The following is a 26,384-nucleotide window of genomic DNA, read 5'->3' as shown; positions in this document are numbered from 1 at the left end:
ATTATGTGGCGAGTCATGAAGTGGTTGATGGTTGTCGTCATTGCCCTGTGCCTGCTGGTGGTGCTGGCATACGGCGCCTGGTTGAAACGAGATGTGATTGAGGTCGGGCTCGGGTGGGCAGAACCCAAGTCTGAGCTGAGCAGTACCCCGCTGTTCAAACCGATGGAGCGCTTCGTGATCAGCCTGGAAGGGGGAGATCAGCCCCATTATCTGGTGTTGGAGCTGGCACTGGTCACCTACAACCCTGCGCAGCTTGCCAAGCTGGATGAGCTGACTCCGCTGCTTCGCAATGCCATGGTGCAATATTTCAGTCATCGTTCTCACGATGATGTAAAGGTCGAGCTGCAGAGTATTTCCACGTTGCAGGTCTCGTTGCGTGACAAGCTGGTCAGCACAGTGCAGGGATATGGCTACAAGCCCTCTCTGGACGAAGTGCTGATCACCAAGGTGTTGGTACAGTAGCCACGATATGACTGATTCTGCTTGGAAATCTCAAGAGTTCGTGGATTCGCCACCCATCCCCCGTACGGGTGAACAGGCCATTCTCACTCGCTACCTGCCCCTGGTGAAACGGGCTGCCTGTCACCTGCGTAGCCAGGTCAGTGCCTGTTTTGATCAGGAGGATATGGAGCAGGTGGGGATGATGGGGCTGCTGGAGGCTTGGCGTCGATATGGCAGCGAGCCTGATGCCCAGTTTGAAAGCTATGCCTTCAAGCGGGTCCGTGGCGCCATGCTCGATGAGCTGCGTCGTATGGATTGGCGTCCCCGTCAGCTGCGACAGCAGGTGCATGGCCATAACCAGGCACAGCGTGAGCTGCATAATCGTCTGGGGCGGGCCCCGACAGAGCAGGAGCTTGCGGTAGCGCTCGACTGCTCAGTGGGAGAGGTCCGCCAGCTTGCCTACGCCAGCCAGGCTGAAGCTTTGCAGAGTCTGGAAGAGTGGCTGGAAAATGGCGGCAAGGCACCAACAATCGAGTCTGATGATATCGATATGGCGATGACCATCAGCAAGGTGTTGGCGACTCTGGATAAACGCGAGCAGTTATTGCTCTCCCTCTACTACCAGCAAGAACTCAACATGAAGGAGATCGCGCTGGTGCTCGGATTAACCGAATCCAGGGTTTGTCAGTTGCACAAACAGTGTGTGCTTCAGCTAAAGCTGCGATTGGTCGATTTCATATAGTAGTGCTTCACCTTTATTGGTGACTCCTCTTCTATCGTGCGGGAACATTCATGCAAAAACAGATTGGCATCGGCGTCATTTTTATATGTGTGCTGGGCGGCTTTATGATGGCGGGCGGGCGGTTGGTTGCGTTATGGCAGCCTGCCGAGTTGTTCATCATTATTGGTGCGGCAATGGGTTCCATGTTTCTGGGCAACTCGAAAGAGGTGATGCATGAAATGTGGCAGCAGATAAAGATTTGCTTCAACTCGAACAAAGAAGAGAGAGCGGTCTATCGCGAGCTGCTGACTTTGATGCATCAACTGCTGGAAGAGTCTCGCAAAAAGGGCATGAAGGCGCTCGATGAGCATATCGAGGATCCCCAGCGGAGCTCGATCTTTATGATGCACCCCCAGATCTCGGAAGCTCCCCTGCTGCTTGGCTTCATTATCGATAACATGCGCCTGCTCGGGATGGGCAAGATCACACCCCATGAACTGGATACCTTGCTGGAGCAGGAGATCATGGCCATTGAAGAGGACATGCTCAAGCCTGCTTATGCCATGCACAAGACCGCAGAGGCCTGTCCTGGCTTTGGTATTCTGGCTGCGGTGATGGGGATCATCATCACCATGCAGCATTTGGATGGGCCCCTGGGCAATATCGGTTTGCAGGTGGCTGCAGCCATGGTCGGGACCTTTATCGGTATTTTCCTCTGCTACTGCGTGCTGGATCCTATCAGTAATGCCATGGAAGAGATGGTCAAGCGTCGTATCGGTCTGTTGATGTGTATCAAGTCGATCCTGATTTCCCAGTCGCGTGGCAAGACACCTCTGCTGGCTGTCGACTCAGGTCGTAAGATGCTGGAGCCGGATGTTAAACCAAGCTTCCTTCAACTGGAGGATTGGGTGACCAATAGGGCGGTGTAATGCGCAATCACGAACAGATTATTGTCAAACGCCAGCCGCGCCGCAGTAGTGGCGCCAAAGGGAGCGGTGCATGGAAAGTTGCGTTTGCAGACTTCGCTTTGGCCATGATGGCTTTATTCATGGTGCTATGGATTTTTGCTGTCTCCAATCAGGAGGAGCGTGAAGTCGTGGCCAGTCGCTTGCGTGACTACCGCATTATGGACAGTGCAGTTAACCCGTTTGATGTTCACAATAGCCCCTATCCCATCGATTTGGGTGGTAATCCCTCGGTTATCGATGAGCTGGATCCCAAGTTCGGCCAGTGGCGCCAAATGACGTCAAAGCGTCTGGATCGCAATCAGAGCATTATTTCTGACGGTCCAGGAGGCGGGTATGAACAGTTGTTGATCGGCAAGCTTGAAGGTGAGGGCCAGATGAAGCAGTTGGCCGCATTCATCGACCATCTTGCGGAGCAGATACAGGCGAAGAATAACCTGGAAATTCAAATCGTCCCGCAGGGGTTGCGGATCCTTATCCGTGATGATGCGGATCGGGAGATGTATAGTCGTGGAAGCGTCCGGGTCAGCCCTTTTTTCCGTAACATGTTGATGGCGTTGGCCCCCATATTTCAGCGCATAGAGAATCGGGTCATGATTTCTGGTCATACCGATAGCACACCGTTTGCCGGTGACAACTACAGCAACTGGGAACTCTCGTCAGAGCGCGCCATGATGGCAAGGCGAGTATTGTTGGCGGGGGGCATGCCGCCTGAACGGGTTGGGCAGGTTGTCGCGATGGCCGATACCATGCTGGAAGATACCCAGAATCCACAAGGCAGCCGTAATCGACGTATTGAATTGCTGATTATGACGACTCAGGCTGAAAGCAATCTGGAACAATTGTTCAGCTCTCAAAAGCATGTAGTTACTGCTCATGCCAACTAGATGATTTCTCATGGACAGCGCCGAGATCGAGTTGCCTGAGCATAGCTCGCACAATGTCCGCGCAGCAGGTGCTGCGCTGATATCTGCATGATGTTACTACTCTGCTTGAGTCACAACGTGGTGATATCGCGCCAGATTGCTGATTTCCGGGTTGCTGTTTGACAAGATTATTGGCCGTGCAGTGCTCCAGGAGAGCGGGTGGGTGGCGCAGCTTTTCTTGCGCCAACTCGCTCTGTGTTACCCGATACAGTGACGCTCTCACCACGGATTCGTATTAGTCGTGCCATAGATCTGCATCGCTGTTTCTACGGTGCTTGCTGGCTTGATGAGGGAGGGGTTTATTTGGCTCCAGCATTGAGCCGTCGGTGCCACTGTGTCATGGCACCGCAATCAGTGGTCGCTTCTGCTCTATCCCAAGAGGATCGGGCAAGCGTTCCAGCCTGATCTCGCCGCGACTCATATCCAGTCCCTTGGCCGCTTTCAGCAACAGGGGGTCATGCAGGCTGTCCAGCGAGACCGCTTTGACAATGACGGTTGCCTCCCGTTTCTGGCTCGCGGTGGGAGCCGGGCTCTTGCTGTAGACGATCGGACAATTGGTTATCCCCTTGGCCGTTGGCAATTGCCAGGCAGGATTCCAGCGACTGGCCTCATTCATTGATACCCCGGTGGTCTGAGCCCAAGCCTGCAGTGAGCAGCCATCTGGATGGGTATATATTTTCAATTCATTGCCGCTTCGCCAGGGCGGCAGCTGAAACCGATAGTAATCCGCCATATCGAACATCTTGGCGAGAGCAATAAAGCGGGCTACGTAAAACCGGGTTTCAGCTGGAAGATCCAGTTCCCATATATTACGTGTGCCTGCTTTTAATACGGCATTGAGTACTCGCCCTTCACCTGCGTTATAGGCGGCCAATGCCAGTAGCCAATCTTCGCCAAAAAAACGGTGCAGCCATGCCAGATAGGAGAGTGCTGCATTCGTTGCCAACGGCAGTGAATAACGGCCATCAAACTCTCGGGTGATGGGAATGGCAAATCGGGTCGCGGTGTCTGGCATAAGCTGCCAAGGGCCGGCAGCACCAGCGGAAGAGACCACATCCAGCCGATAGCTGCTTTCCAGCAAGGGGACGAAGGCGAGTAAAGGTGGGAGCTTGCGTTCATGTACCTGCTCTGCGACCCACCGTATGACAGGTTGTGTCTCCGCGAGTCGTTGCTGCAGATAGGAGCGCTGATTGAGCAAAAATTGCTGTTGTTGACTGACCAGTTCGGCCCCTTTCCCCTGAATTGGAATAGGGAAACCAGCTTGCCAGTGATAACTGTGATAAGCATTACAAGATGTTGATATCACTAACATCCCGCTCAAAAGCGAGACAATGAGCCGGGTCATGGTGCAATTGTTGAATGAAGGTTAATCAATAATAAAAACATGATATATCTCAACAGTTTTTTGAATTTAATGTCGTCTTTTTCATGTGTAATCTAGGACGTAACAAGCATGATAACACGAGTAAAGAAGAGCCCAAATGCGGGTAAAGCGATTCAGAAATTTTTGCTGTATCTGATACTCGCCAATTTCATTCTGATGGGACTGTACATCGGGTATGCTCACGAGCTGACATTTACCACCAATATTTTGCTGACTTTTTTGCTGATTATTTACAATCTGTTGCTCTGTCAGCTGGTATCTCTGCGCGCCCGTCGTTCGAAAGATGGTTACATCATCTATCCAGTGATATGCGTCAGTATTCTGCTCTGTGCAGTGGTATTGTTCCGTTTCATCATATCGCCCAGATAGTGACTGCTTACAGACGCCATTTTTATTAATCGTCTTTTGGTGCGTCACCAATAACTCTTGAAAAATCAACCCACTCAATCCGCAGTATGCAAATGCTGCGTCAATATGTTCCCTCTCTCCGATCTACTTGCTTGAAAAGCCCCCTGCACGTCCTTAAACTTCAAGGTGGGGAAAAGTGGATCAAAGTGGTTTTTAGAGGGGCAATCTGCCTGCTCACTCACCTTCAGGGACTGCAATTTGTTGCGTGGCGCTCATGCCATCAGCCTGGACAGTAAAGGGCGGCTGGCTATTCCGACCAAATTCCGTGATTGGCTGCGCGATGAAAGCGACGGCCAGCTGGTCTGCACCATCGATATTGCCCATCCCTGTCTGCTGCTTTATCCCCTGAACGAATGGGAAGAGGTCGAGCGCAAGCTCAAGACCCTCTCCAGCATGAATCCGCAAGAGCGCCGTTTGCAGCGACTGCTGCTGGGTCATGCAACTGAATGCGAGCTGGATGGCAATGGCCGTCTGCTGCTCAGCCAGCCACTGCGCAGCCATGCGGGGCTGGACAAGAAAATCATGCTGGTGGGCCAGCTCAACAAGTTTGAGCTGTGGGATGAAGCCCGCTGGCAACAACAGGTCAATGACGACATCTTGGGTCTGCCCGGGGACGATTGGGCAAACTCACCACGACTACAGGATTTCTCTTTATAAATGACCCAAGCCGCTGAACACATCACAGTGCTGTTGCACGAAGCCGTCGAAGGTCTGGCCATCAAGCCGGACGGTGTCTACGTCGACGGTACTTTTGGCCGTGGTGGTCATTCTCGCCTGATCCTGCAGCACCTTGGTCCCAATGGCCGCCTGATCGCCATCGACCGCGATCCCCAGGCGATTGCCGAAGCGGCCAAGATCCAGGATCCCCGTTTCGAAATCGTGCATGGTCCCTTCTCCGGTATCGCCTCCTATCTGGATGAGCGCGGTTTGCTGGGCAAGGTGGATGGCTTTCTGCTGGATCTGGGGGTCTCTTCACCCCAGCTGGATGATGCCGAGCGCGGATTCAGCTTTATGAAAGATGGTCCGCTCGATATGCGGATGGACCCCACCTCCGGCCAGAGCGCTGCCGAGTGGCTAGCCAAGGCTGATGTTGACGACATCGCCTGGGTGCTGAAGACCTTCGGTGAGGAGCGTTTTGCCAAGAAGATCGCTCGCGCCATCGTCCACGACCGCGTGACCGAGCCTTACGTGCGTACCCGTCAACTGGCGGAGATGATTGCCCGGGTCAATCCGAGCAAGGAGAAGGGCAAGCATGCGGCAACCCGCAGCTTCCAGGCCATCCGCATCTATATCAACAGCGAGCTGGACGAGATCGAAACCGCGCTCAACGGTGCGCTGGAGGTGTTGGCGCCCCATGGCCGCCTGTCGGTGATCAGCTTCCATTCGCTGGAAGACCGCTTGGTGAAGCATTTCATCCGCAAGCACGAGAAGGGGCCGGAAGTGCCTTACGGCATTCCGTTGACCGAAGCCCAGCTGGCTGGCGGTCGCAAATTGAAGTCGGTCGGCAAGGCGCTCAAGCCTTCTGATCATGAAGTATCTGAAAACAGCCGGTCACGCAGTTCGGTGCTGCGTGTTGCCGAGCGGCTGGCGGAGTAAGCGATGAGCGAAGTGCGCGTTCATCTGGCCAAGGAGATCATCAGTGATCTCTGGCGGCACAAGTTGCAGATTCTTCTGTCGGTTGCCGTGCTGGTGACCGCGTTTGCCGTGATCCTGGTGACCAACATGACCCGCGGTCTGACGGCCAAGCAGAACGATCTGATGGCGGAAGAGGATCGCCTCAATATCGAATGGCGCCATCTGCTGCTGGAGCAGGGCACCCTGGCTGAACACTCCCGGGTGGCGAGTCTGGCGATGGACAAGTTGCAGATGGGTCGTCCGCTGGTGACCACCGAGAAGGTAATTACCCAACCATGAAACGCAAGGCTACAGCCAAAGCTGCCAAAGCGACTGTCAAAGCGCCATCGATCTATCCGTGGCGCTTTCGCACGCTTGCGGTGTTTATCGGCATCGCGTTTGTGGGTCTGATCCTGCGTCTGGCCTGGATCCAGGTGATCAATCCGGATCGTCTGCGTCAGGAGGGGGACATGCGCTCCCTGCGTACCACCGCCACCCAGGCAGTGCGTGGCATGATCACCGATCGCAATGGCGAGCAGTTGGCGGTTTCAGTACCGGTCGAAGCGGTCTGGGCCGATCCCAAGACCGTCCACGAATCCGGCGCCATCAATAATGAGCGAGCCTGGCTGGCGCTCTCCGCCGTGCTCAAGCTCGACATCAATACCCTCAAACACCGTATCGCCAACCCCAGCAAGCGCTTTGTCTATCTGCAGCGTCAGGTTACCCCTGCGGTGGCGGAATATATCAAGGGCCTCAAGCTGGGTGGCATCTATCTGCGCCCCGAAGCGCGCCGCTTTTACCCGACCGGCGAGATCAGCGCCCATCTGGTGGGGGTGACCAACATCGATGGCAGCGGTATTGAAGGGATTGAGCGCAGTTACAACGAGTGGCTGACGGCGACACCCGGCGAGATGCGGGTACGCAAGGATCGTCAGGGGCGGGTCATCGAGCGTCTTGGCATCGTCAAAGAGGGCAAGAACGCCAACGATCTGCAGCTCAGTATCGATCAGCGGGTGCAGGCGCTGGCCTACCGTGCGCTCAAGCGGGCAACCGACGAGAACAAGGCGACCTCCGGCTCCATGGTGATGCTGGATATCAAGACCGGCGAAGTGCTCGCCATGGTCAACACCCCCTCCTACAACCCGAACAACCGAGGCCAGTACCAGAGTTTCCGGGTACGCAACCGGGTGGTGACCGATACCTACGAGCCGGGTTCTACCGTCAAGCCATTGATTTTGCTCAGTGCCTTGCAGGCTGGCGTGACCAGCTGGAAAGACACTATCCAGGGCGGGCCGCTCTTTATCGGCGCCAAGCAGATCAAGGACGTCAGTATCCACCGGGCGACCAACCTCTACGACATCCTGCGCTACTCCTCCAACATCGGTATGTCGCGCATCGCGCTGCGGATGCCGGCGCAGGAGATGATCAATACCCTCAGCATGTTTGGCTTCGGCATGGATACCGGCAGCGGGCTGATGGGTGAGAGCAGCGGCATGCTGCCCCAGCGTCGCCGCTGGTCCGATATCGAGCGGGCGACCCTCTCGTTTGGTTATGGTCTGCGCGTTACCCCGCTGCAGCTGGCTTCCGCCTACGCGACGCTGGCCAACAAGGGCAAGCGGGTGCCGCTCTCCATCGTCAAGGTGACCACGCCACCCAAGGGTGAGCAGGTGATCGACCACAACAACGCCACCGCCATGTTGCAGGCGCTCGAGTATGTGGTCGACAACGCCATTCCAAAAGCCAAGATCCCGGGCTATCGGGTCGGCGGCAAGAGTGGTACCGCCAAGGTCGCCGTCGCCGGTGGCTATGGCAAGGATTACATGGCCTGGTTTGCCGGTTTCGCGCCTGCCAGTGACCCCCGTTTCGTCATGGTGGTGGTGATCAACGAGCCAAAAGGCAGCGCCTATTATGGCGGCGCCGTGGCGACCCCGCCGTTTGCAGAGGCCATGGGCGGGGTGCTGCAGCTCTTCAATATTCGTCCCGATGCGGTGCCGCCAGCGGTGCCCACCAAACTTGCCCGTACGGAGGCTCCCCTTGTCCCGCGCACTTGATGCATTATTGCGCCCCTTCGGTATCCAGGCGCCGTCGCTCACCCTGACCGATATCCAGCTGGATAGTCGGCGGGTCGGCCCCGGCACTCTCTTTGTTGCCATTCGCGGTCATCAGGTGGATGGCAGACGGTTTATCGAACAGGCGGTGGCTCAGGGAGCGACCGCTGTTGTGTTTGAGGAGGATGGTGAATTTATCCCGCCATCAACTCCGGTTCCCTGTATCGGGATGCGGGATCTTCCTGCTCACCTCTCTGCCCTCGCAGGTTCCTTCTACGACCAGCCAGCCAAAAAACTTGAACTGGTCGGGATCACCGGGACCAACGGCAAGAGCACCACGGCGCTGCTGGTTGCCAACTGGCGCACCCTGCTGGGTGGCAAGGCCGGGGTGATGGGCACCATCGGCAACGGCCTGTTCGGCAATCTGATTGAAGCGGAAAACACCACCGGCAGCGCCGTGCAGGTGCAAGCCAATCTGGCTGCGCTGCAAGAGCAGGGCGCGGATCTTGTGGCAATGGAGGTCTCCAGCCATGGTCTGGTGCAGCACCGTGTCGCCGCACTGCCCTTTGCCGCCGCGGTTTTCACCAACCTGAGCCGGGATCACCTCGACTACCACGGCACCATGGAAGCCTATGGCGCGGCCAAAGAGTTGCTGCTGCAACTGGTCGATGAGTCGAATGCGGTGATCAACCGGGATGACGAGCTGGGTGCCAAGTGGCTTGAAAAATACCCTGCTGCGGTGGCCTTCAGTGTGGATGGTCCGATTGACAACCATTCTGGCCGTCAATTAACGGCGCAGCAGCTCGATTTTCACCAGCAAGGTTTTCGCGCGCAGATTAACTCCAGCTGGGGGAATGGTGTATTATCCGCCCCCTTGCTCGGGCGCTTTAACGTCAGCAATGTGCTGGCGGCGATGGGCGTGATGCTGGTGCTCGGTTACGACTTCAACGAGCTGCTGGCGACCGCGTCTCAATTGCAGCCGGTGACCGGCCGCATGGAGTGCTTTGGCGGTGGCGATACGCCGCTGGCGGTGGTCGATTACGCCCACACCCCGGATGCGCTGGAGAAGGCATTGCAGGCCCTGCGGGTGCACTGTACCGGCCAGCTCTGGTGCCTGATTGGTTGTGGTGGCGACCGCGATCGCGGCAAGCGCCCCATGATGGCAGCGATGGCCGAGCAGTATGCGGATCGCGTGATCCTGACCGACGACAATCCCCGTACCGAGGAGCCGGCCCGGATCATGGCCGACATGGTGGCGGGTCTTCGCGATCCTGCTGCGGTGCAGGTAGAGCACGACCGGGTCAAGGCGATTGCGCTGGCCATCGGTCAGGCGAGCAAACAGGACATCATCCTGGTGGCCGGTAAGGGTCACGAGGATTATCAAATCATTGGAACCGACAAGCGGCACTACAGCGACCGGGAAACCGTCGCGGCTGCCTTGCACACATTATTGGAGTCATTCAAATGATGACCCTCAGGCTTGCCGAGCTGGCGCAGGTACTCGATGCCCGTCTGATTGGTGAAGATGGCGAGATCTCCGTCGTCAGTACCGACACCCGCACTCTGGGCGCGGGTGCCCTGTTCGTTGCACTGCGCGGCGAGCGCTTCGATGCCCACGATTTTTGCGAGCAGGCCGTTCAGGCAGGGGCCTCTGCCCTGCTGGTCGAGCGTGAACTGCCGCTGGCCATCCCCCAGCTGGTGGTGGCCGACAGCCTCAAGGGGCTGGGCCGTATCGGCAAGCTGGTGCGCGAGCGCATCAATCCGAAAGTGCTGGCCATTACCGGCAGCTGCGGCAAGACCACGGTGAAGGAGATGGCAACCGCCATCCTGCGCAACGAAGGGGAAGTGCTGGCCACCGCTGGCAACTTCAACAACGAGGTGGGCGTGCCGCTCACCCTGCTGCGCCTCGAGCCGCAACACAAGTTTGCGGTGATGGAGCTGGGTGCCAACCATCCGGGCGAAATCGCCTGGACCACTTCACTGGCCAAACCCGATGCCGCCATCATCAACAATGTAGCGGCGGCCCATCTGGAGGGCTTCGGCTCGCTGGAAGGGGTGTTTCACGCCAAGAGCGAAATTTTTGAGGGCCTGAGCGAAGGCGGCACCGCCATCGTCAATGCCGACAACGAATTCTGGCCGAAGTGGCGGGAGCGCGGTATTCGCTGCGCTTTCTCCATCGAAGATCAGAGCCAGCCGTTCCACGCGCGCGACATGGTACTCAACGAGCAAGGCTGCGCCGAGTTCGTGATGGTGACCCCGCAGGGCGAGCTGAGCCTGACCCTGGCGATCCCGGGTCGTCACAACGTGGCCAACGCACTGGCTGCTGCCGCGGGCTGTCTGGCCCTCGGCGCATCCCTCGACTCCGTCAAGGCGGGGCTGGAGCAGATGGCACCGGTCAAGGGGCGCTTCTGCGTGCAGCGCTGGGGTGGTCTGACCCTGGTGGATGATACCTACAATGCCAGCGTGGAGTCCGTGCTGGCGGGCATCGATGCCCTGACCGCCATGGGCGGCTTCAAGGTGCTGGTGTTCGGTGACATGCGGGAACTGGGTGAGGAGTCTGCCGAGCAACACGCCCGGGTTGGCCGTCATGCCCGCGAGCGCGGCCTGGATGCCGTGCTGACAGTGGGGGAAGAGAGTCGCCACACCGCAGATGCCGCGGCGGGACGACATTTCGATAACAAGGCGTCGTTGTTTGAAGTGCTTGCGCAAATGATAAATACACATCAGGAAATTTCGATTCTGGTCAAGGGTGCCCGTGGCTCCCGTATGGAAGATATCGTCGAGATGGTCAAAGGCCATCAGGAGTCAGCCACATGTTAGTCTGGCTGGCTGAACTGCTCACCCCGCACTTCACCTTCTTCAACGTCTTCTCCTACCTGACGTTTCGCGCCATCCTGTCGATCATCACCGGACTGGGGGTTGCCCTCTGGATGGGGCCGCGCCTGATCCGTCGTCTGCAGATCCTGAAATTCGGTCAGGTGATCCGCAACGACGGTCCCGAGTCCCACCTCAGCAAGCGGGGCACCCCGACCATGGGTGGTTTGATGATCATCGCGGCCATCTTCATCTCTGTGCTGCTCTGGTGCCGCCTCGACAACCCCTATGTCTGGCTGGTGCTGTTTGTGCTGGGGGCCTACGGTGCCATCGGCTTTGCCGACGACTACCTCAAGGTGGTGCGCAAGAATACCGACGGTCTGATCGCGCGCTGGAAGTACTTCTGGCAGTCTGCGGTAGCGCTGGCGGTGGCGGTGTTCCTCTATGCGACCGCGACCCATGAGGGTCAGACCCAGCTGGTGGTGCCTTTCCTCAAGGATGTGATGCCGCAGCTTGGCCTGATGTTTATCGTGCTGACCTACTTTGTCATCGTCGGCACCTCCAACGCGGTCAACCTGACCGATGGTCTCGACGGGCTGGCGATCATGCCGACCGTGATGGTGGCGGGGGGCTTTGCCCTGATTGCCTGGGCCACCGGCAACGTCAACTTTGCCAACTACCTGCATATTCCCTATGTGCCCTATACCTCCGAGCTGGTGATCGTCTGTACCGCCATTGTCGGGGCGGGTCTGGGTTTCCTCTGGTTCAACACCTATCCGGCTCAGGTCTTCATGGGGGACGTTGGTTCCCTGGCGCTGGGCGGCGCGCTCGGCACCATCGCCGTGCTGGTACGTCAGGAGTTCCTGCTGGTGATCATGGGTGGCGTCTTCGTGATGGAGACCGTCTCGGTGATCCTGCAGGTGGGTTCCTACAAACTGCGCGGCGTGCGGATCTTCCGCATGGCGCCGATCCATCACCACTACGAGAAGAAGGGCTGGCCGGAGCCGCGCGTTATCGTGCGCTTCTGGATCATCACCCTCGTGCTGGTGTTGCTGGGTCTTGCCACCCTGAAGGTGAGGTAAGGCCATGGTCATCATCATCGGATTGGGCAAAACCGGACTCTCCTGTGTCGATTACTTCCTCGGCCGTGGCGTGACGCCACTGGTGATGGACACCCGCGTCAACCCGCCCGGCAAGGATCAACTGCCGCCGGAGGTGGAGCTCATTCACGGGCTCGACGAGGCACTGCTCAAGCAGGCGCACATGATCGTTGCTAGCCCCGGTATCGCGTTGGCGACCCCCGAACTGAAAGCGGCTGCCGAGTGTGGCGTTCAGATCGTCGGCGACATCGAACTGTTTGTTCGCGAGACCCAGACCCCGGTCATCGCCATCACCGGCTCGAACGGCAAGAGCACCGTCACTACCCTGGTGGGCGAGATGATTGCCGAAGCCGGGCTCAATGTCGGTGTGGGTGGCAATATCGGTACACCGGCGCTCGATCTGCTCAAGCAGCCGATGGATCTCTGCGTGCTGGAGCTCTCCAGTTTCCAGCTCGAGACCACCTACAGCCTGCGTGCTGCCGCGTCCGTGGTGCTGAACCTCTCCGAAGATCACATGGATCGCTATCAGGGCATGGCCGACTATCGCGCTGCCAAGATGGAGATCCATCAGCACTCCAAACACATTCTGGTCAATCGCGATGATGCCCAGACCCTGCCCGATGTGGGTCAGGTGTGGCAGAGCTTTGGCCTCGACTGCAATGGCTATGGCCGTTGCCTGCTGGATGGCCGCTACTGGTTGACCCTGCACGGCGAACCGCTGCTGGCGGTGGACGAGATGAAGATCGTCGGTGCCCACAATCAGGCCAATGCGCTGGCCGCCATGGCCCTGTGCGATGCGGTCGGCATTCCCCGTGCTGCCCAGCTCACCGTGCTGCGCCGCTTTGAAGGTCTGCCGCACCGAGCCCGCTTCGTGCGCGAGGTGAACGGGGTGCGCTGGATCAACGATTCCAAGGCCACCAACGTGGGGGCCACTCTGGCTGCCGTGGCCGGTGTGCGCGAGTCGGTCAAGGGGCGCCTGTTGTTGCTGGCTGGTGGTCAGGGCAAGGGGCAGGATTTTGGCCCCATTCAGGCGCTGCTGGGCAACCAGATCGATCACATGTATTGCTTCGGTCAGGATGCCGATGTGCTGCTGGCGCTGGGCGAGCAGACCGAACGGGTGGCCGATCTGGCCGCAGCGGTCGCCAAGGCTGCGGCCGATGCCCAGCCCGGTGACTGGGTACTGCTGGCGCCAGCTTGTGCCAGCCTCGATCAGTTCAAGTCGTTCGAGGTGCGTGGCGATCGCTTCACCGAGATGGTACAGATGCTATGAACGCACACCTTGCCAGCAGCCTGGACGGGCTTTACTTCTTCACATCTTTCAACGTTCGCGGTGATCGCCTTACCGCTGAACAGGTGCTGGCACTATGAACGCCCTTCGCGCAGTAGCAGGTCTTTTCCAACGCTGGTTGTTACCGGCGCGCCCTGCCGGTCTCTACGATCGGCAGTTGGTACTGCTGGCGCTCTCCCTGATGGCCGTCGGGGTGGTGATTGTGGCGTCTGCCTCGATCCCCGAAGGGATCGCGCTGGGGGATGACCCCTTCATGTTCGTGAAGCGTCACGCCCTGTTTCTGGTGATGGCGCTGGGTATCTCCTGGTTTGTGTTGCAGGTGCCGATGGCGCGCTGGCAACAGCACAATGGCCCCATGCTGCTGCTGGCGATTTTGATGCTGGTGCTGGTGCTGCTGGTGGGTCGCAACGTCAACGGTGCGGTGCGCTGGTTGCCGCTCGGCCCCTTCAACCTGCAGCCTGCGGAATTTGGCAAGCTGGCGCTGTTTGTCTATCTGGCCGGTTATCTGGTGCGGCGCCAGAGCGAAGTACGTGAAGCCTGGATCGGCTTCCTGAAACCGCTGGCGGTGTTCGGGGTGCTGGCGGTCCTGCTGCTGTTGCAACCTGACCTGGGTTCCACCGTGGTGATGTTCGTCACCTCGTTCGGCATGCTGTTTCTGGCCGGTGCCCGGCTGGGGCAATTCCTGACCCTGATTGGTGCGGGCCTTGGTTCGGTGGTGATGCTGATCATCGTCGAGCCCTACCGGATGCGGCGGGTGACCTCCTTTATGGATCCCTGGGCCGATCCGTTCGGCAGCGGCTACCAGTTGACCCAGTCGCTGATGGCGTTTGGTCGTGGCAGCTGGTTTGGCGAAGGGCTTGGCAACTCCATCCAGAAGATGGAGTACCTGCCGGAAGCGCACACCGACTTCGTGTTTGCGATCCTTGGCGAAGAGCTGGGCTATGTCGGGGTGCTGGGCGCCCTGTTCCTGATTTTTGCGCTGTCGATCAAGGCGCTCAAGCTGGGGCATCGCGCGCTGGTGGCAGAGCGGCTCTATGACGGCTATCTGGCCATCGGTATCGGCATCTGGTTCAGCTTCCAGACCTTCGTCAACGTCGGCGCGGCCAGTGGCATGATGCCGACCAAGGGCTTGACCCTGCCGCTGGTCAGTTACGGTGGCTCCAGTCTCATCATCATGGCGGTGGCGGTGAGCATGTTGATTCGAATCGATTTTGAGTTGCGTCAGGCGACAGCCCAGGCGCGCGTGCGGGAGGTTTAGTGAGCAAGACTCTGTTGGTGATGGCAGGTGGTACCGGTGGGCATGTGTTCCCCGGACTGGCCGTGGCCGATCGCCTGAAGGCCCAGGGCTGGACTGTCCACTGGCTCGGCACTGCCGACCGGATGGAGGCGGAGCTGGTGCCCGCCCACGGTTATCCCATCTCCTTCATCGATATTCAGGGGGTGCGTGGCAACGGCATCAAACGACTGCTGGTTGCGCCCTATCGCATCGTCAAATCGATCCTGCAGGCACGTCAGGTGCTCAAGACCGTTCGTCCTGATGTGGTGCTCGGCATGGGCGGTTTTGCCTCCGGCCCGGGTGGTGTGGCTGCCTGGTTCTCCGGTATCCCGTTGCTGCTTCATGAGCAGAATGCCGCTGCCGGCATGACCAACAAGCTGCTGGCGCGGATTGCCAGGCGGGTGCTGATGGCATTTCCGGGGGCCTTCGCGCCGAGCCGTCGTACCGCTGTGGTGGGCAATCCGGTGCGTCCCGAAGTGGTCGCCTTGCCGGATCCGCAACTGCGCAGCAGCAGCGAGCCGCTGCATCTGCTGATCGTCGGTGGCAGTCTGGGTGCCCGGGTGCTCAACGAGCAGGTACCTGCTGCGGTGGCGGCGTCCGGCGTGGCCATTGAAGTGCGTCATCAGTGTGGCAAGGGTAATGGTGAGACAGTCTCCGCAGCCTATGCCCAGCACGGCATCCATGCCGAGGTGAGTGAATTTATCAAGGATATGGCCAGTGCCTATGCCTGGGCCGACCTGGTGGTCTGCCGTGCCGGTGCCCTGACCGTTTCCGAAGTGGCAGCAGCCGGTGTGCCTGCCATTTTCGTGCCGTTGCCCCATGCGGTGGATGATCACCAGACCCGTAACGCCCTGACCCTGGTCGACGGCGGTGCGGCTGAGTTCCTGCCCCAGTCCGAGCTGAATACCGCTTCACTGGCGGCGCGGCTGACCTGGCTGTCTGGCCGCCGAGAGACCCTGTTTAACATGGCGCAAGCGGCTCGCCGCGTCGCCATCACCGATGCGGCCGAGCGGGTTGCGGATGAGTGCAAACAGCTCGCCACCGGGCAGAGTGGTAAAGATTGATGAGCAAGGTTGCAGCGGTGACACCGTGCAGCCTTGTACCTGTATGTATTGATGCCGCCGTGCAGCCGCTCTTTGATGGCACCTGGCCTGCGGCAGACTAAAGAGACGATTATGACCAAGGTTGAACTGGCAAAACTGCGAACTGTGATCCCCGAAATGCGCCGCGTGCGTCGCATCCACTTTATCGGTATCGGTGGTGCCGGTATGGGCGGGATCGCCGAAGTGCTTGCCAACGAAGGGTATCAGGTAACGGGTTCTGATCTGGCTCGCAACGCCGTGACCGAGCGGTTGGCCGGACTGGGCGCCCACATCTTCGTCGGCCACAGTGCCGAACATGTCGAGGGTGCCAGCGTGGTGGTGGTCTCTACCGCTATCAAGCAGGATAACCCGGAGCTGCTGGCCGCCCGCGAACTGCGGATCCCGGTCGTACGCCGCGCCGAGATGCTGGCCGAGCTGATGCGTTTCCGTCATGGCATCGCCATCGCCGGTACCCACGGCAAGACCACCACCACCAGCCTGGTGGCGAGCATTTATGCCGAAGCCGACCGCGACCCGACCTTCGTCATCGGTGGTCTGCTCAACAGTGCCGGCACCAATGCCCGTCTGGGCAGCAGCCGTTACCTGATTGCCGAGGCGGACGAGAGCGACGCCTCCTTCCTGCATCTGCAGCCGATGGTCTCTATCGTGACCAATATCGAAGCGGATCACATGGATACCTACGGCGGTGATTTCTCCAAGCTGAAGGCCACCTTCATCGAGTTTCTGCACAATCTGCCCTTCTACGGACTGGCGGTGGTCTGCATCGATGATCCGGTGATCCGTGGCATGTTGCCCGAGATTGCCCGCCCGACGCTGACCTATGGTCTCTCTGACGATGCCGATGTACAGGTGCTGGATTTTGTCCAGACCACCAACCACAGCTGCTTCCGGGTTCGCCGTAAAGATGCCGGTGAGTTGCAGGTTACCCTCAATTTGCCGGGTATTCACAACGCATTGAACGCCGCAGCGGCGATAGCTGTCGCGACAGAGGACGGTGTCAGCGATGAGGCCATCATCTCTGCACTGGCCAAATTTGAAGGGGTTGGCCGTCGATTCCAGCAGTATGGCGAGTTTGAAACCGGTCGCGGCAAGGCGATGCTGGTGGACGATTACGGCCACCATCCGAGTGAAGTGAAGGTCACCATCAACGCCGCCCGTGCCGGTTGGCCCGAGAAACGTCTGGTGATGGTGTTCCAGCCGCACCGCTACACCCGCACCCGCGACCTCTACGAGGACTTCGCCGATGTGCTCTCCAAGGTAGACGTGCTGGTGATGCTGGAGGTTTATGCTGCCGGTGAGGAGCCAATCCCGGGCGCTGATGGACGGGCACTGTGCCGCTCCATTCGTTCGCGCGGCAACCTGGACCCCATCTTCGTCGCCACACCAGATGACGTGCCAGCCGTGCTGGCCGACCTGATCGGCGAGGGCGATTTGGTGCTGACTCAAGGCGCCGGGAACGTCGGGGCGCTTGCCCGTCGTCTCGGAGAGATGAAATTGAGCATAGATAGCATGAAATCTGGCGCCTGAGGGCCCAATGAGTATTTTGACCGCCAAGCCGGGGCCTATATAATGGCGAACCGGTCTGTCAAAAGGCCGGTTTAGCGCGTTACACGGGGATCGATCGGGTGGAGGCAAGGGCACAGGGGCGCACCAAGGGTGGCTTCATCGCAGGGGTAGTGTTTTTCCTGCTGGTGATATGGGGCTGCTACCGGACGGCGCTGGATGTTAAAGGTTGGCTGACAGATGCCAACCGGTTGCCCATGAGCGAGCTGTTGCTGCAGGGGCAACACCAGTATTTGCAAACCGAAGAGCTGCGGATGGCCGTGCTGGATGGCGCTGAGCTGCGCAACTTCTTCGAATTGGACGTCAACGAATTGCAGGCACGGCTCAATGCCCTGCCATGGGTAGCTCAGGTCTCGGTACGAAAGAAGTGGCCGAACAAGATCAAGATCTACCTCACGGAACAAGATGTGGCGGCGCGCTGGAATGGCAACCGCTTCGTCAACACCAGGGGCAAGGTATTCAGTGCCCCGGATCGGGTCAAGACGCCGCTGCTGCAGCTGTCAGGGCCGGATGACCAGGCCGCCCGGGTGTTGAAAGAGAGTCGGCAGTACGAGTCGCAACTGGCTGCCAAGGGATACAAGTTGCTGGGGGTGAATCTGACCCCCCGCCATGCCTGGGAACTGACCCTGGATGGCAATATCAAGCTGTTCCTGGGACGCAATGACATTGCGCTCCGGCTGCAGCGGTTTATCGATGCCTTCCCGGTTATCGAACCCCGTGCGCAAGTTGCCTACGTGGATCTTCGATACGACACCGGAATGGCAGTTGGCTGGAAGAAGAGCGAAGAGAAAGTGCATGACCAACACCGCAGATAGGAATTTGATTGTCGGACTGGATATCGGCACAACCAAGGTGGCGGTTCTGGTCGGGGAAGTATTGCCGGACGGTGAACTGAACGTCATCGGTATGGGCAGTCACGCTTCCCGCGGAATGGAGAAGGGCGGGGTCAATGACCTCGACTCCGTGGTCAAGTCACTGCGCCGTGCGGTGGAAGAGGCCGAGATGATGGCAGATTGCCAGATCAGCTCGGTCTATCTGGGTTTGTCCGGCAAGCATATTGATTGCCGCAACGAGACCGGTATGGTGCCCATCTCCGATGAGGAGGTGACTCAGGAGGATGTGGACAACGTGATCCATACCGCCAAGTCGGTTCGCCTCTCCGATGAGCTGCGCGTGCTGCATGTGCTGCCTCAGGAGTTTGCCATCGATTATCAGGAAGGGATCAAGAATCCGGTTGGCCTCTCCGGTGTGCGGATGGCGGCCAAGGTTCACCTGATCACCTGCCACAACGACATGGCCCGCAACATTGAGAAATGTGTGGAGAAGGTCGGCTTGCGCGTGGATCAGCTGATCTTCTCCGCGCTGGCCTCCAGCTATGCCGTGTTGACCGAAGACGAGAAAGAGCTGGGTGTCTGCGTGGTGGACATCGGTGGTGGCACCATGGACATGTCGCTGTTTACCGGCGGTGCCCTGCGCCACACCAAGGTGATCCCGTACGCTGGCAGCACTGTTACCAGCGACATTGCCTACGCCTTCGGCACGCCGCCGCTCGACGCAGAAGCGATCAAGGTGCGCTACGGCTGCGCCCTCGGTCGTCTGGTCAGCAAGGAAGACAATATTGAAGTGCCCAGTGTCGGCGGTCGTCCGGCGCGCAGCCTGCAACGGCAGACACTGGCTGAAGTGATTGAGCCCCGTTACACCGAGTTGCTCTCCATGGTGAATGATGAGCTGGTGCGGGTACAGAGCGAGTTGAAAGCGCAGGGGGTCAAGCATCAGCTGGCAGCCGGTGTGGTCTTGACCGGCGGCGCTGCCCAGATTGAAGGCATTGTGGAGTGTGCAGAGCAGATCTTCCAGAGCCAGGTCCGGGTGGGAGAGCCCATGAACATACGTGGTTTGAGTGATTACGTGCAGGCTCCAGTGTACTCGACTGCGGTCGGGTTGCTGCAATATGGCCGCACCCATCAAGCCACAGGTAGCAACAAAGAATATGCCGCCAAGGCAAGCGTCGGTGGCCTGGTCAAACGGGTTAGTAACTGGCTGCGTGGCGAGTTCTAAGAATTTTGCTGAGTCAGGCAAATAAAGCGGAGAGACAACATGTTTGAATTTATGGATAGCCACACTGACGAAGCCGTCATTAAAGTGATCGGTGTAGGTGGCGGCGGCGGTAACGCTGTCGAGCACATGGTTCGTCAAAATATTGAGGGTGTTGAGTTTATTACCGTCAACACCGACGCCCAGGCACTGCGTAACTCCAGCGCCAACACTACCCTGCAGATCGGCGGTGGCATCACCAAGGGTCTGGGGGCCGGAGCCAATCCGGAAGTGGGTCGTGATGCGGCCATGGAAGATCGCGAAGCGCTGCGTGAGCTGCTGACCGGTTCCGACATGGTGTTCATCGCCGCCGGTATGGGTGGTGGTACCGGTACCGGTGCTGCGCCGATCGTGGCCGAAGTGGCGCGCGAGATGGGCATTCTGACCGTTGCCGTCGTCACCAAGCCGTTCTCCTTCGAAGGGAAGAAGCGGATGGGCTTCGCCGCGCACGGTATCGAAGAGCTCTCCAAAAACGTCGACTCCCTGATCACCATCCCCAACGACAAGTTGCTGAAGGTGCTGGGTCGCGGTATCTCCCTGCTGGACGCCTTCAAGGCGGCCAACGATGTACTGCTTGGCGCGGTACAGGGCATTGCCGAGCTGATCACCCGTCCGGGCTTGATCAACGTCGACTTCGCGGACGTGCGTACCGTAATGCGTGAAATGGGTACCGCCATGATGGGTACCGGTTCTGCCTCCGGTGATGACCGTGCCGAAGAAGCGGCCGAGAAAGCCATCTCCAGCCCGCTGCTGGAAGATGTGGATCTGGCCGGTGCCCGTGGCATCCTGGTCAACATCACTGCTGGTATGGACATGACCATCGAAGAGTTCGAAACCGTGGGTAACGCGGTCAAGGCCTTCGCTTCCGAGAACGCCACTGTAGTAGTGGGTACCGTAATCGATCCGGAAATGCACGACGAACTGCGTGTGACCGTGGTTGCTACCGGTATCGGTGCCGAGCGCAAGCCGGACATCACGCTAGTCAAGAGCAGCCAGGTGCAAGAGCGCCCGGTACGTCAGCCGCTGGTCAGCGACATGATGCAAGGCCGCGTGATGGACGAAGCCCCGGCCAAGGTGGTCAACGCCGAGCCGCAAGCTCGTCGCGAACCGGATTACCTGGATATTCCGGCGTTCCTGCGCAAGCAAGCTGACTAAGCCTCTTATGGCTCTTGTTTGTTTGTTGTTCAAGGAATGTGCTAAGATGGCCTGCCAACGACCATCTGGTCCGGATTTTAAGCTGTTTAGGGTACACCCATGATTAGACAAAGAACCTTGAAAACGAGTGTACAGGCGACCGGTGTCGGCCTGCATTCGGGCCGGAAAGTCACCATGACGTTCCGTCCGGCGCCTGTGAACACAGGGATCGTTTACTTGCGTACCGACCTGAATCCTGTGGTGGAGCTGCCAGCCAATGCCGATCAGGTGCGCGATACCGTGCTCTGTACCGCTCTGGTCAACGAAGCCGGTGTCCGTGTCTCTACTATTGAGCACCTCTCTGCCGCGCTGGCCGGGATGGGGATCGACAACCTCTATGTCGAGGTTGACGCGCCCGAGATTCCGGTGATGGACGGCAGTGCGCATCCCTTTATCTACCTGCTGCAGGAAGTCGGGATCCGTGAGCAAAATGCTGCCAAGCAGTTTGTACGGATCAAGAAGAGCATCCGGGTTGAAGACGGTGACAAGTGGGCGGAATTCCACCCCTATCGCAACGGCTTCAAGATGGATCTCGAGATCGATTTCCAGCATCCGGTTTTTGAAGGGCGCAACCAGCGTTGCGTACTGGACTTCTCCGGTGCCTCCTTCGTGAAAGAGATCAGCCGTGCCCGTACCTTCGGGTTCATGCGTGATATCGAGTACCTGCGTTCCCAGAACCTGGCGCTGGGCGGAAGCCTGGAAAACGCCGTGGTACTGGACGACTATCGGGTGCTGAACGAAGACGGTTTGCGTTATGAGGACGAGTTCGTCAAGCACAAGATGCTGGACGCGATCGGTGACCTCTATATGTGTAACCGCAGCATCATCGGTGAGTTCCGTGCCTACAAGACCGGACACGCCCTGAACAACAAGCTGCTGCGTGCCTTGCTGGCCGAGCAGGAGGCTTGGGAACTGGTGACCTTCGAGGGTGAGGGCGACAAAGCGCCTATCGCTTACTACGATAACGGTCTGGTTCTGGCCTGATAGCTGTGCAACGGAACGTCGGTCCTCTCTCCGCACCGACGTTCCGTCATTTGTTTACTCCATCCTTTAATACCGATTATCTCCCGGTTTTATTTCCCGTGCAGGCTCCTGGCCGCACCTGACCGAGCAGACTTAGTTCTATGAGCATTACCCTGATCCTCCACGGCAAGCAGCGACGCAAGTTGCACCTGCCCAAACAACGTCTGGCCTGGGTCGGCGGTATTCTCTTCTCCCTGTTGGCTCTTGGTGGTGGTTGGCTCTGGCAGAGCTGGCACCAGAAAATGGAGGCGCTGGAAGTGGCGCTTGCCGTTGCCGAGCAACAGTCCGTCGACCAGAGTGGCGACGAAGCCCGTGAACAGTTGGCGATGCTGGCTGCTCAGGTAGGCACCATGCAGGGCCAGCTTGGCCGTCTCAATGCCCTCGGGGAGCGATTGACCGAGCAGGCTGATCTCGATCCTGACGAGTTCAATTTCAAAGAGCTGCCCCCGATGGGCGGTCCTTCTTATGATGAAGAGCTGGAAGTGAGCCTCAACGAGCTGCAAGCCTCGATGAAACACCTCAGCCAGCAGCTCAGCAGCCGCGAAGAGCAGCTGTCGGTACTTGAATCTTTCATCATGAATCACCATATCACCGATGCCGGTTTTATTTCCGGCACGCCAGTCAAACAGGAGCGGGTTTGGGTCTCGTCCGGGTTTGGCGGACGGGTTGACCCGTTCAATGGGCGTGCAAAGATGCACAAAGGGGTAGATTACCGTGGCAAGCCCGGAACCCCCATTCTGGCCACCGGGCCCGGCATTGTCAGCTGGGCGGGCCGTCATCCGGAATTTGGCAACATGGTGGAGATCAATCACGGCAATGGTCTGATCACCCGCTATGCCCACAACTCCAAGTTGCTGGTCGAGGTGGGCACCCTGGTTGATCAGGGTCAGAAGATTGCCTTGATGGGGCGGACCGGTCGCGCGACCGGGGTCCATTTGCATTACGAAGTGTTGAAAGACGGTCGTCAGGTCAACCCCGCACGCTTTCTGAGTGCCAGACGGGGTTAGGTTTTTTTTTCTCCAGGTTCCAGTGACGGAACGCTTTTATAACCAGAAATAGTTGGTACCCATGATTAGCACACTGCTTACCAAGATTATCGGCAGCCGGAACGACAGAACGCTCAAGGCTTTGCGCAAAATTGTAAAACAGATCAATGCGATGGAGCCGCAGTTCGAGGCTTTGTCCGATGCCGAGTTGCAGGCCAAAACGGCCGAGTACCGTCAGCGTATCGAGCAGGGCGAAACGCTGGAGCAGCTGCTGCCGGAAGCGTTCGCGACCGTGCGTGAAGCCTCCAAGCGGGTGTTCGGCATGCGTCACTTCGACGTGCAGCTGATCGGCGGCATGGTGCTGAACTCCAACCGCATCGCGGAAATGAAGACCGGTGAAGGTAAAACCCTGACCGCAACCCTGCCTGCTTACCTGAACGCCCTGAGTGGCCGTGGTGTGCACGTGGTGACCGTCAACGACTACCTGGCCAAACGTGATGCGGAAGCGAACCGTCCGCTATTCTCCTTCCTCGGCATGACCGTCGATTGCAACGTGCCCGGTATGGATGCGTCCCAGAAGCGTGACGCTTACGCTGCCGACATCACCTACGGTACCAACAACGAATTCGGTTTTGACTACCTGCGCGACAACATGGCGTTCTCGCCGGAGCAGCGCGTACAGCGCCCGCTCAACTATGCGCTGGTGGATGAGGTGGACTCGGTGCTTATCGATGAAGCCCGTACTCCGCTCATCATCTCCGGCCCGGCCGAAGACAGCTCCGAGCTCTATATTCGCGTCAACAAGCTGATCCCGCTGCTGGTCAAGCAGGACAAGGAAGACACCGAGGAGTACACCGGCGACGGCCACTACACGGTGGATGAGAAGAACCGTCAGGCGCTGCTGACTGAAAACGGCCAGATCTTCGTGGAAGAGCTGCTCAAGAAAGAGGGGCTGCTGGACGAGAATGACTCCCTCTTCTCCGCCTCCAACATCAGCCTGCTGCACCATGTCAGCGCGGGTCTGCGTGCTCACACCCTGTTCGAACGCAACGTTGACTATATCGTTCAGAAGGACGAGATCGTCATCGTTGACGAGCATACCGGCCGTACCATGCCGGGTCGTCGCTGGTCCGATGGTCTGCATCAGGCCGTAGAAGCGAAGGAAGGGGTGAAGATCCAGAACGAGAACCAGACACTGGCATCCATCACCTTCCAGAACTACTTCCGTCTCTACAACAAGCTGGCGGGGATGACCGGTACAGCGGATACTGAAGCCTTTGAATTCCAACAGATTTATGGCCTGGATACCGTGGTTATCCCGACCAACAAGCCGATGGTGCGCAAGGACATGGGCGATCTGGTCTACCTGACCGCCAATGAGAAGTATGCCGCCATCATCGAAGATATCCGTCAGTGCGTGGCCAAGGGCCAGCCTGTACTGGTCGGTACCGTCTCTATCGAGAACTCCGAGCTGCTCTCCGGCATCCTGACCAAGGAGAAGATCCCGCACAAGGTGCTGAACGCCAAGTTCCACGCTATGGAAGCGGAGATCGTCGCCCAGGCAGGTCAGACTGGTGCGGTCACCATCGCCACCAACATGGCCGGTCGTGGTACCGACATCGTGCTGGGTGGCAACTGGCAGGCAGAGATTGCCAAGCTGGATAACCCGACCAGCGAGCAGATTGCCGAGCTGAAAGCAGCCTGGCAGGTGCGTCATGATGAAGTGCTGGCCGCCGGTGGTCTGCACATTATCGGTACCGAGCGTCACGAATCCCGTCGTATCGACAACCAGCTGCGCGGCCGTTCCGGTCGTCAGGGTGACCCGGGTTCCTCCCGCTTCTACCTCTCCATGGAAGATACCCTGATGCGGATCTTCGCCTCCGATCGCGTGACCGGCATGATGAAGAAGCTGGGCATGGAAGAGGGCGAAGCCATCGAGCACCCTTGGGTCACCAAGGCGATCGAAAACGCCCAGCGCAAGGTGGAGGGTCGCAACTTCGACATCCGCAAGAGCTTGCTGGAGTTTGATGACGTTGCCAACGACCAGCGCAAGGTGGTTTACGAGCAGCGTAACGAGCTGCTGGATACCAACGACATCTCCGAGACTATTCACGTTATCCGTGACGACGTGTACGGCGCGGTGATCGACGAGTACATCCCGCCCCAGTCTCTGGAAGAGATGTGGGACGTGCCGGGTCTGGAAGCACGCCTGAAGGCGGACTTCGCGCTGGATCTGCCGCTGCAACAGTGGCTGGCGGAAGATGACAAGCTGTATGAAGAGAAGCTGCGCGAGCGCATTCTGGACGAAGCCACCAAGCTCTATGCCCACAAGGAAGAGCTGGTCGGCAAAGAGGTGCTGCGCAACTTCGAGAAGGCGGTGATGCTGCAAACCCTGGATGGTCTGTGGAAAGAGCATCTGGCGGCCATGGATCACCTGCGTCAGGGCATCCATCTGCGCGGTTACGCCCAGAAGAACCCCAAGCAGGAGTACAAGCGCGAATCCTTCGATCTGTTCACCCAGATGCTGGAAACCCTCAAGCGCGACGTGGTCAGCATCCTGAGCCGTGTTCAGGTGCAGGAGCGTGATGTGGAAGCGATGGAAGAGCAGCAGCGCCAGCAGGCGGAAGCCGCTCCCCGTACCTATACCCACGCCGCTGCCGAGAGCCAGCTGGCCGATGAACAGGCCGCAGGCGAAGAGGGGCACACCACCTTCGTACGTGACGAGCAGAAGGTCGGTCGCAACGATCCCTGCCCGTGCGGCTCCGGCAAGAAGTACAAGCATTGCCACGGTCAGTTGACCTGATCGACGCAATGCCATGACAAGGCGGGCCCGGTGCCCGCCTTGTTTTTGTCAGATGGCGGCGAAGTCATGGTTGTTGCGTCGCTTGGCGAAGGGAAATCGGATATCAGGCATGATCGGCCGCTCACCCAGCCGGAGGTTGGGCTCATCGAACGGTCCGGTCAGGCATAGCGTGCAAGGGTAACAAGATGGAACAGAAAAAACGGATCTGGGTGGCGGTTGGCGTCATTGAGAATGAACAGGGTGAGATCTTCATAGCTAAACGCTCCTCCGATCGTCATCAGGGGGATCGCTGGGAGTTTCCCGGTGGCAAGGTGGAGTCGGGCGAGGATCTGCTCACCGCACTGGATCGGGAGCTGTGGGAAGAGATTGGTATTCGGGTGCAGGATTGCGCTCCCTTTATGGAGCTGCAGCACGACTACCCCGAGAAGCAGGTCTTGCTGGATATCTGGAAGGTGACCCGTTTCAGCGGCGAACCGTTCGGCAAAGAGGGTCAGGAGTGTCTGTGGGTGCCGGTGGCCGAGCTGCACAACTACCATTTTCCCGATGCGAATGGCCCGATTGTGGCGCGGCTACAGGGCCTGCTGGCTTGAACCGGTAGCAATCAATAAGCATCAAAAAAGGGCCCATCGGCCCTTT

General features: G+C 58.6%; 23 protein-coding genes. 22 read left to right on the top strand and 1 reads right to left on the bottom strand.

Annotation, left to right across the window (positions count from 1 at the left end):
• Nucleotides 1-15: 15 nt before the first annotated feature.
• The 4 genes from lafF to lafU are packed head-to-tail and all read left to right on the top strand — an operon-like array spanning nt 16 to nt 3,014.
• The gene (gene lafF, locus LD28_RS0117180) at nt 16-462 is read left to right on the top strand and encodes a lateral flagellar basal body-associated protein LafF (protein WP_277619824.1); all 447 of its coding nucleotides are present in this window, start codon (nt 16-18) and stop codon (nt 460-462) included.
• A 7-nt stretch (nt 463-469) separates the two neighbouring features.
• Nucleotides 470-1,183, top strand: coding sequence for a lateral flagellar system RNA polymerase sigma factor LafS (gene lafS / locus LD28_RS0117175; RefSeq protein WP_033138145.1), 714 nt, complete (start codon nt 470-472; stop codon nt 1,181-1,183).
• A gap of 50 nt (nt 1,184-1,233) precedes the next feature.
• Nucleotides 1,234-2,091: a lateral flagellar motor stator protein LafT gene (gene lafT, locus LD28_RS0117170; RefSeq protein WP_033138144.1), complete on the top strand. Its 858-nt coding sequence runs from the start codon at nt 1,234-1,236 to the stop codon at nt 2,089-2,091.
• Nucleotides 2,091-3,014 carry a lateral flagellar motor protein LafU gene (gene lafU, locus LD28_RS0117165; RefSeq protein WP_033138143.1) on the top strand — a complete coding sequence of 308 codons (924 nt, stop codon included), beginning with the start codon at nt 2,091-2,093 and terminating at the stop codon, nt 3,012-3,014. The genes lafT and lafU overlap by 1 nt, the downstream gene beginning before the upstream one ends.
• A gap of 376 nt (nt 3,015-3,390) precedes the next feature.
• On the opposite strand, the gene LD28_RS0117160 is transcribed toward lafU, so the two are convergent.
• A complete protein-coding gene (locus LD28_RS0117160) occupies nt 3,391-4,398 on the bottom strand; it encodes a lytic transglycosylase domain-containing protein (protein ID WP_241462311.1) in 1,008 nt (335 codons plus the stop codon).
• Nucleotides 4,399-5,043: 645 nt separating this feature from the next.
• On the opposite strand from LD28_RS0117160, the gene mraZ reads away from it, so the two are divergent.
• The 18 genes from mraZ (at nt 5,044) to mutT (ending at nt 26,338) form a co-directional block, all read left to right on the top strand.
• Nucleotides 5,044-5,502: a division/cell wall cluster transcriptional repressor MraZ gene (mraZ, locus tag LD28_RS0117150; protein WP_033138141.1), complete on the top strand. Its 459-nt coding sequence runs from the start codon at nt 5,044-5,046 to the stop codon at nt 5,500-5,502.
• Entirely contained in the window at nt 5,503-6,441 is a 939-nt protein-coding gene (gene rsmH, locus LD28_RS0117145) for a 16S rRNA (cytosine(1402)-N(4))-methyltransferase RsmH (RefSeq protein ID WP_005336168.1), read from the top strand. It abuts the gene before it with no gap.
• A gap of 3 nt (nt 6,442-6,444) precedes the next feature.
• The gene (gene ftsL / locus LD28_RS0117140) at nt 6,445-6,759 is read left to right on the top strand and encodes a cell division protein FtsL (RefSeq protein ID WP_033138140.1); all 315 of its coding nucleotides are present in this window, start codon (nt 6,445-6,447) and stop codon (nt 6,757-6,759) included.
• The gene (locus LD28_RS0117135; RefSeq protein ID WP_033138139.1) at nt 6,756-8,510 is read left to right on the top strand and encodes a penicillin-binding transpeptidase domain-containing protein; all 1,755 of its coding nucleotides are present in this window, start codon (nt 6,756-6,758) and stop codon (nt 8,508-8,510) included. Before ftsL ends, LD28_RS0117135 begins: the two co-directional genes overlap by 4 nt.
• A complete protein-coding gene (gene murE, locus LD28_RS0117130) occupies nt 8,494-9,975 on the top strand; it encodes a UDP-N-acetylmuramoyl-L-alanyl-D-glutamate--2,6-diaminopimelate ligase (protein WP_033138138.1) in 1,482 nt (493 codons plus the stop codon). The genes LD28_RS0117135 and murE overlap by 17 nt, the downstream gene beginning before the upstream one ends.
• Nucleotides 9,972-11,327, top strand: coding sequence for a UDP-N-acetylmuramoyl-tripeptide--D-alanyl-D-alanine ligase (locus tag LD28_RS0117125; RefSeq protein WP_033138137.1), 1,356 nt, complete (start codon nt 9,972-9,974; stop codon nt 11,325-11,327). The genes murE and LD28_RS0117125 overlap by 4 nt, the downstream gene beginning before the upstream one ends.
• Nucleotides 11,321-12,403: a phospho-N-acetylmuramoyl-pentapeptide-transferase gene (gene mraY / locus LD28_RS0117120; RefSeq protein ID WP_033138136.1), complete on the top strand. Its 1,083-nt coding sequence runs from the start codon at nt 11,321-11,323 to the stop codon at nt 12,401-12,403. Before LD28_RS0117125 ends, mraY begins: the two co-directional genes overlap by 7 nt.
• Nucleotides 12,404-12,407: 4 nt before the next feature.
• Complete coding sequence (murD, locus tag LD28_RS0117115) at nt 12,408-13,691, top strand: UDP-N-acetylmuramoyl-L-alanine--D-glutamate ligase (protein WP_033138135.1); 1,284 nt, start codon at nt 12,408-12,410, stop codon at nt 13,689-13,691.
• A 94-nt stretch (nt 13,692-13,785) separates the two neighbouring features.
• Nucleotides 13,786-14,967: a cell division protein FtsW gene (gene ftsW / locus LD28_RS0117110; RefSeq protein WP_033138134.1), complete on the top strand. Its 1,182-nt coding sequence runs from the start codon at nt 13,786-13,788 to the stop codon at nt 14,965-14,967.
• Nucleotides 14,967-16,049, top strand: coding sequence for an undecaprenyldiphospho-muramoylpentapeptide beta-N-acetylglucosaminyltransferase (gene murG, locus LD28_RS0117105; RefSeq protein ID WP_033138133.1), 1,083 nt, complete (start codon nt 14,967-14,969; stop codon nt 16,047-16,049). Before ftsW ends, murG begins: the two co-directional genes overlap by 1 nt.
• 111 nt (nt 16,050-16,160) lie before the next feature.
• Nucleotides 16,161-17,615: a UDP-N-acetylmuramate--L-alanine ligase gene (gene murC / locus LD28_RS0117100; RefSeq protein ID WP_033138132.1), complete on the top strand. Its 1,455-nt coding sequence runs from the start codon at nt 16,161-16,163 to the stop codon at nt 17,613-17,615.
• Between the two features lie 98 nt (nt 17,616-17,713).
• The gene (locus LD28_RS0117095) at nt 17,714-18,466 is read left to right on the top strand and encodes a cell division protein FtsQ/DivIB (RefSeq protein ID WP_033138131.1); all 753 of its coding nucleotides are present in this window, start codon (nt 17,714-17,716) and stop codon (nt 18,464-18,466) included.
• A complete protein-coding gene (ftsA, locus tag LD28_RS0117090; protein WP_005336148.1) occupies nt 18,447-19,706 on the top strand; it encodes a cell division protein FtsA in 1,260 nt (419 codons plus the stop codon). Before LD28_RS0117095 ends, ftsA begins: the two co-directional genes overlap by 20 nt.
• A 39-nt stretch (nt 19,707-19,745) precedes the next feature.
• The gene (ftsZ, locus tag LD28_RS0117085; protein ID WP_005336147.1) at nt 19,746-20,897 is read left to right on the top strand and encodes a cell division protein FtsZ; all 1,152 of its coding nucleotides are present in this window, start codon (nt 19,746-19,748) and stop codon (nt 20,895-20,897) included.
• Nucleotides 20,898-20,996: 99 nt separating this feature from the next.
• Complete coding sequence (gene lpxC, locus LD28_RS0117080; RefSeq protein WP_005336146.1) at nt 20,997-21,920, top strand: UDP-3-O-acyl-N-acetylglucosamine deacetylase; 924 nt, start codon at nt 20,997-20,999, stop codon at nt 21,918-21,920.
• Between the two features lie 140 nt (nt 21,921-22,060).
• Nucleotides 22,061-22,966, top strand: coding sequence for a M23 family metallopeptidase (locus LD28_RS0117075; protein ID WP_033138130.1), 906 nt, complete (start codon nt 22,061-22,063; stop codon nt 22,964-22,966).
• 61 nt (nt 22,967-23,027) lie between these two features.
• Nucleotides 23,028-25,748, top strand: a complete 2,721-nt coding sequence (gene secA / locus LD28_RS0117070) for a preprotein translocase subunit SecA (protein WP_033138129.1) — start codon at nt 23,028-23,030, stop codon at nt 25,746-25,748.
• 185 nt (nt 25,749-25,933) lie between these two features.
• Nucleotides 25,934-26,338 carry an 8-oxo-dGTP diphosphatase MutT gene (mutT, locus tag LD28_RS0117065; RefSeq protein ID WP_033138128.1) on the top strand — a complete coding sequence of 135 codons (405 nt, stop codon included), beginning with the start codon at nt 25,934-25,936 and terminating at the stop codon, nt 26,336-26,338.
• Nucleotides 26,339-26,384: the final 46 nt, after the last annotated feature.

It is taken from the genome of Aeromonas finlandensis (genome assembly GCF_000764645.1).
In the GTDB taxonomy this organism is placed as follows: domain Bacteria; phylum Pseudomonadota; class Gammaproteobacteria; order Enterobacterales; family Aeromonadaceae; genus Aeromonas; species Aeromonas finlandensis.
Note: the sequence above shows the minus strand (reverse complement) of the source record. Positions and strands in the feature narration are given on the sequence as shown.

Bases quoted from the DNA above. Each gene is read 5' to 3' on its own strand.
- ftsZ (WP_005336147.1), top strand. From the start codon at position 19,746: ATGTTTGAATTTATGGATAGCCACACTGACGAAGCCGTCATTAAAGTG.
- LD28_RS0117075 (WP_033138130.1), top strand. From the start codon at position 22,061: ATGAGCATTACCCTGATCCTCCACGGCAAGCAGCGACGCAAGTTGCAC.
- LD28_RS0117125 (WP_033138137.1), top strand. From the start codon at position 9,972: ATGATGACCCTCAGGCTTGCCGAGCTGGCGCAGGTACTCGATGCCCGT.
- LD28_RS0117160 (WP_241462311.1), bottom strand. From the start codon at position 4,398: ATGACCCGGCTCATTGTCTCGCTTTTGAGCGGGATGTTAGTGATATCA.
- ftsW (WP_033138134.1), top strand. From the start codon at position 13,786: ATGAACGCCCTTCGCGCAGTAGCAGGTCTTTTCCAACGCTGGTTGTTA.
- mutT (WP_033138128.1), top strand. From the start codon at position 25,934: ATGGAACAGAAAAAACGGATCTGGGTGGCGGTTGGCGTCATTGAGAAT.
- rsmH (WP_005336168.1), top strand. From the start codon at position 5,503: ATGACCCAAGCCGCTGAACACATCACAGTGCTGTTGCACGAAGCCGTC.
- mraY (WP_033138136.1), top strand. From the start codon at position 11,321: ATGTTAGTCTGGCTGGCTGAACTGCTCACCCCGCACTTCACCTTCTTC.
- LD28_RS0117135 (WP_033138139.1), top strand. From the start codon at position 6,756: ATGAAACGCAAGGCTACAGCCAAAGCTGCCAAAGCGACTGTCAAAGCG.
- murC (WP_033138132.1), top strand. From the start codon at position 16,161: ATGACCAAGGTTGAACTGGCAAAACTGCGAACTGTGATCCCCGAAATG.
- secA (WP_033138129.1), top strand. From the start codon at position 23,028: ATGATTAGCACACTGCTTACCAAGATTATCGGCAGCCGGAACGACAGA.
- lpxC (WP_005336146.1), top strand. From the start codon at position 20,997: ATGATTAGACAAAGAACCTTGAAAACGAGTGTACAGGCGACCGGTGTC.
- murD (WP_033138135.1), top strand. From the start codon at position 12,408: ATGGTCATCATCATCGGATTGGGCAAAACCGGACTCTCCTGTGTCGAT.
- ftsL (WP_033138140.1), top strand. From the start codon at position 6,445: ATGAGCGAAGTGCGCGTTCATCTGGCCAAGGAGATCATCAGTGATCTC.
- lafF (WP_277619824.1), top strand. From the start codon at position 16: ATGAAGTGGTTGATGGTTGTCGTCATTGCCCTGTGCCTGCTGGTGGTG.
- lafS (WP_033138145.1), top strand. From the start codon at position 470: ATGACTGATTCTGCTTGGAAATCTCAAGAGTTCGTGGATTCGCCACCC.
- ftsA (WP_005336148.1), top strand. From the start codon at position 18,447: ATGACCAACACCGCAGATAGGAATTTGATTGTCGGACTGGATATCGGC.
- lafT (WP_033138144.1), top strand. From the start codon at position 1,234: ATGCAAAAACAGATTGGCATCGGCGTCATTTTTATATGTGTGCTGGGC.
- lafU (WP_033138143.1), top strand. From the start codon at position 2,091: ATGCGCAATCACGAACAGATTATTGTCAAACGCCAGCCGCGCCGCAGT.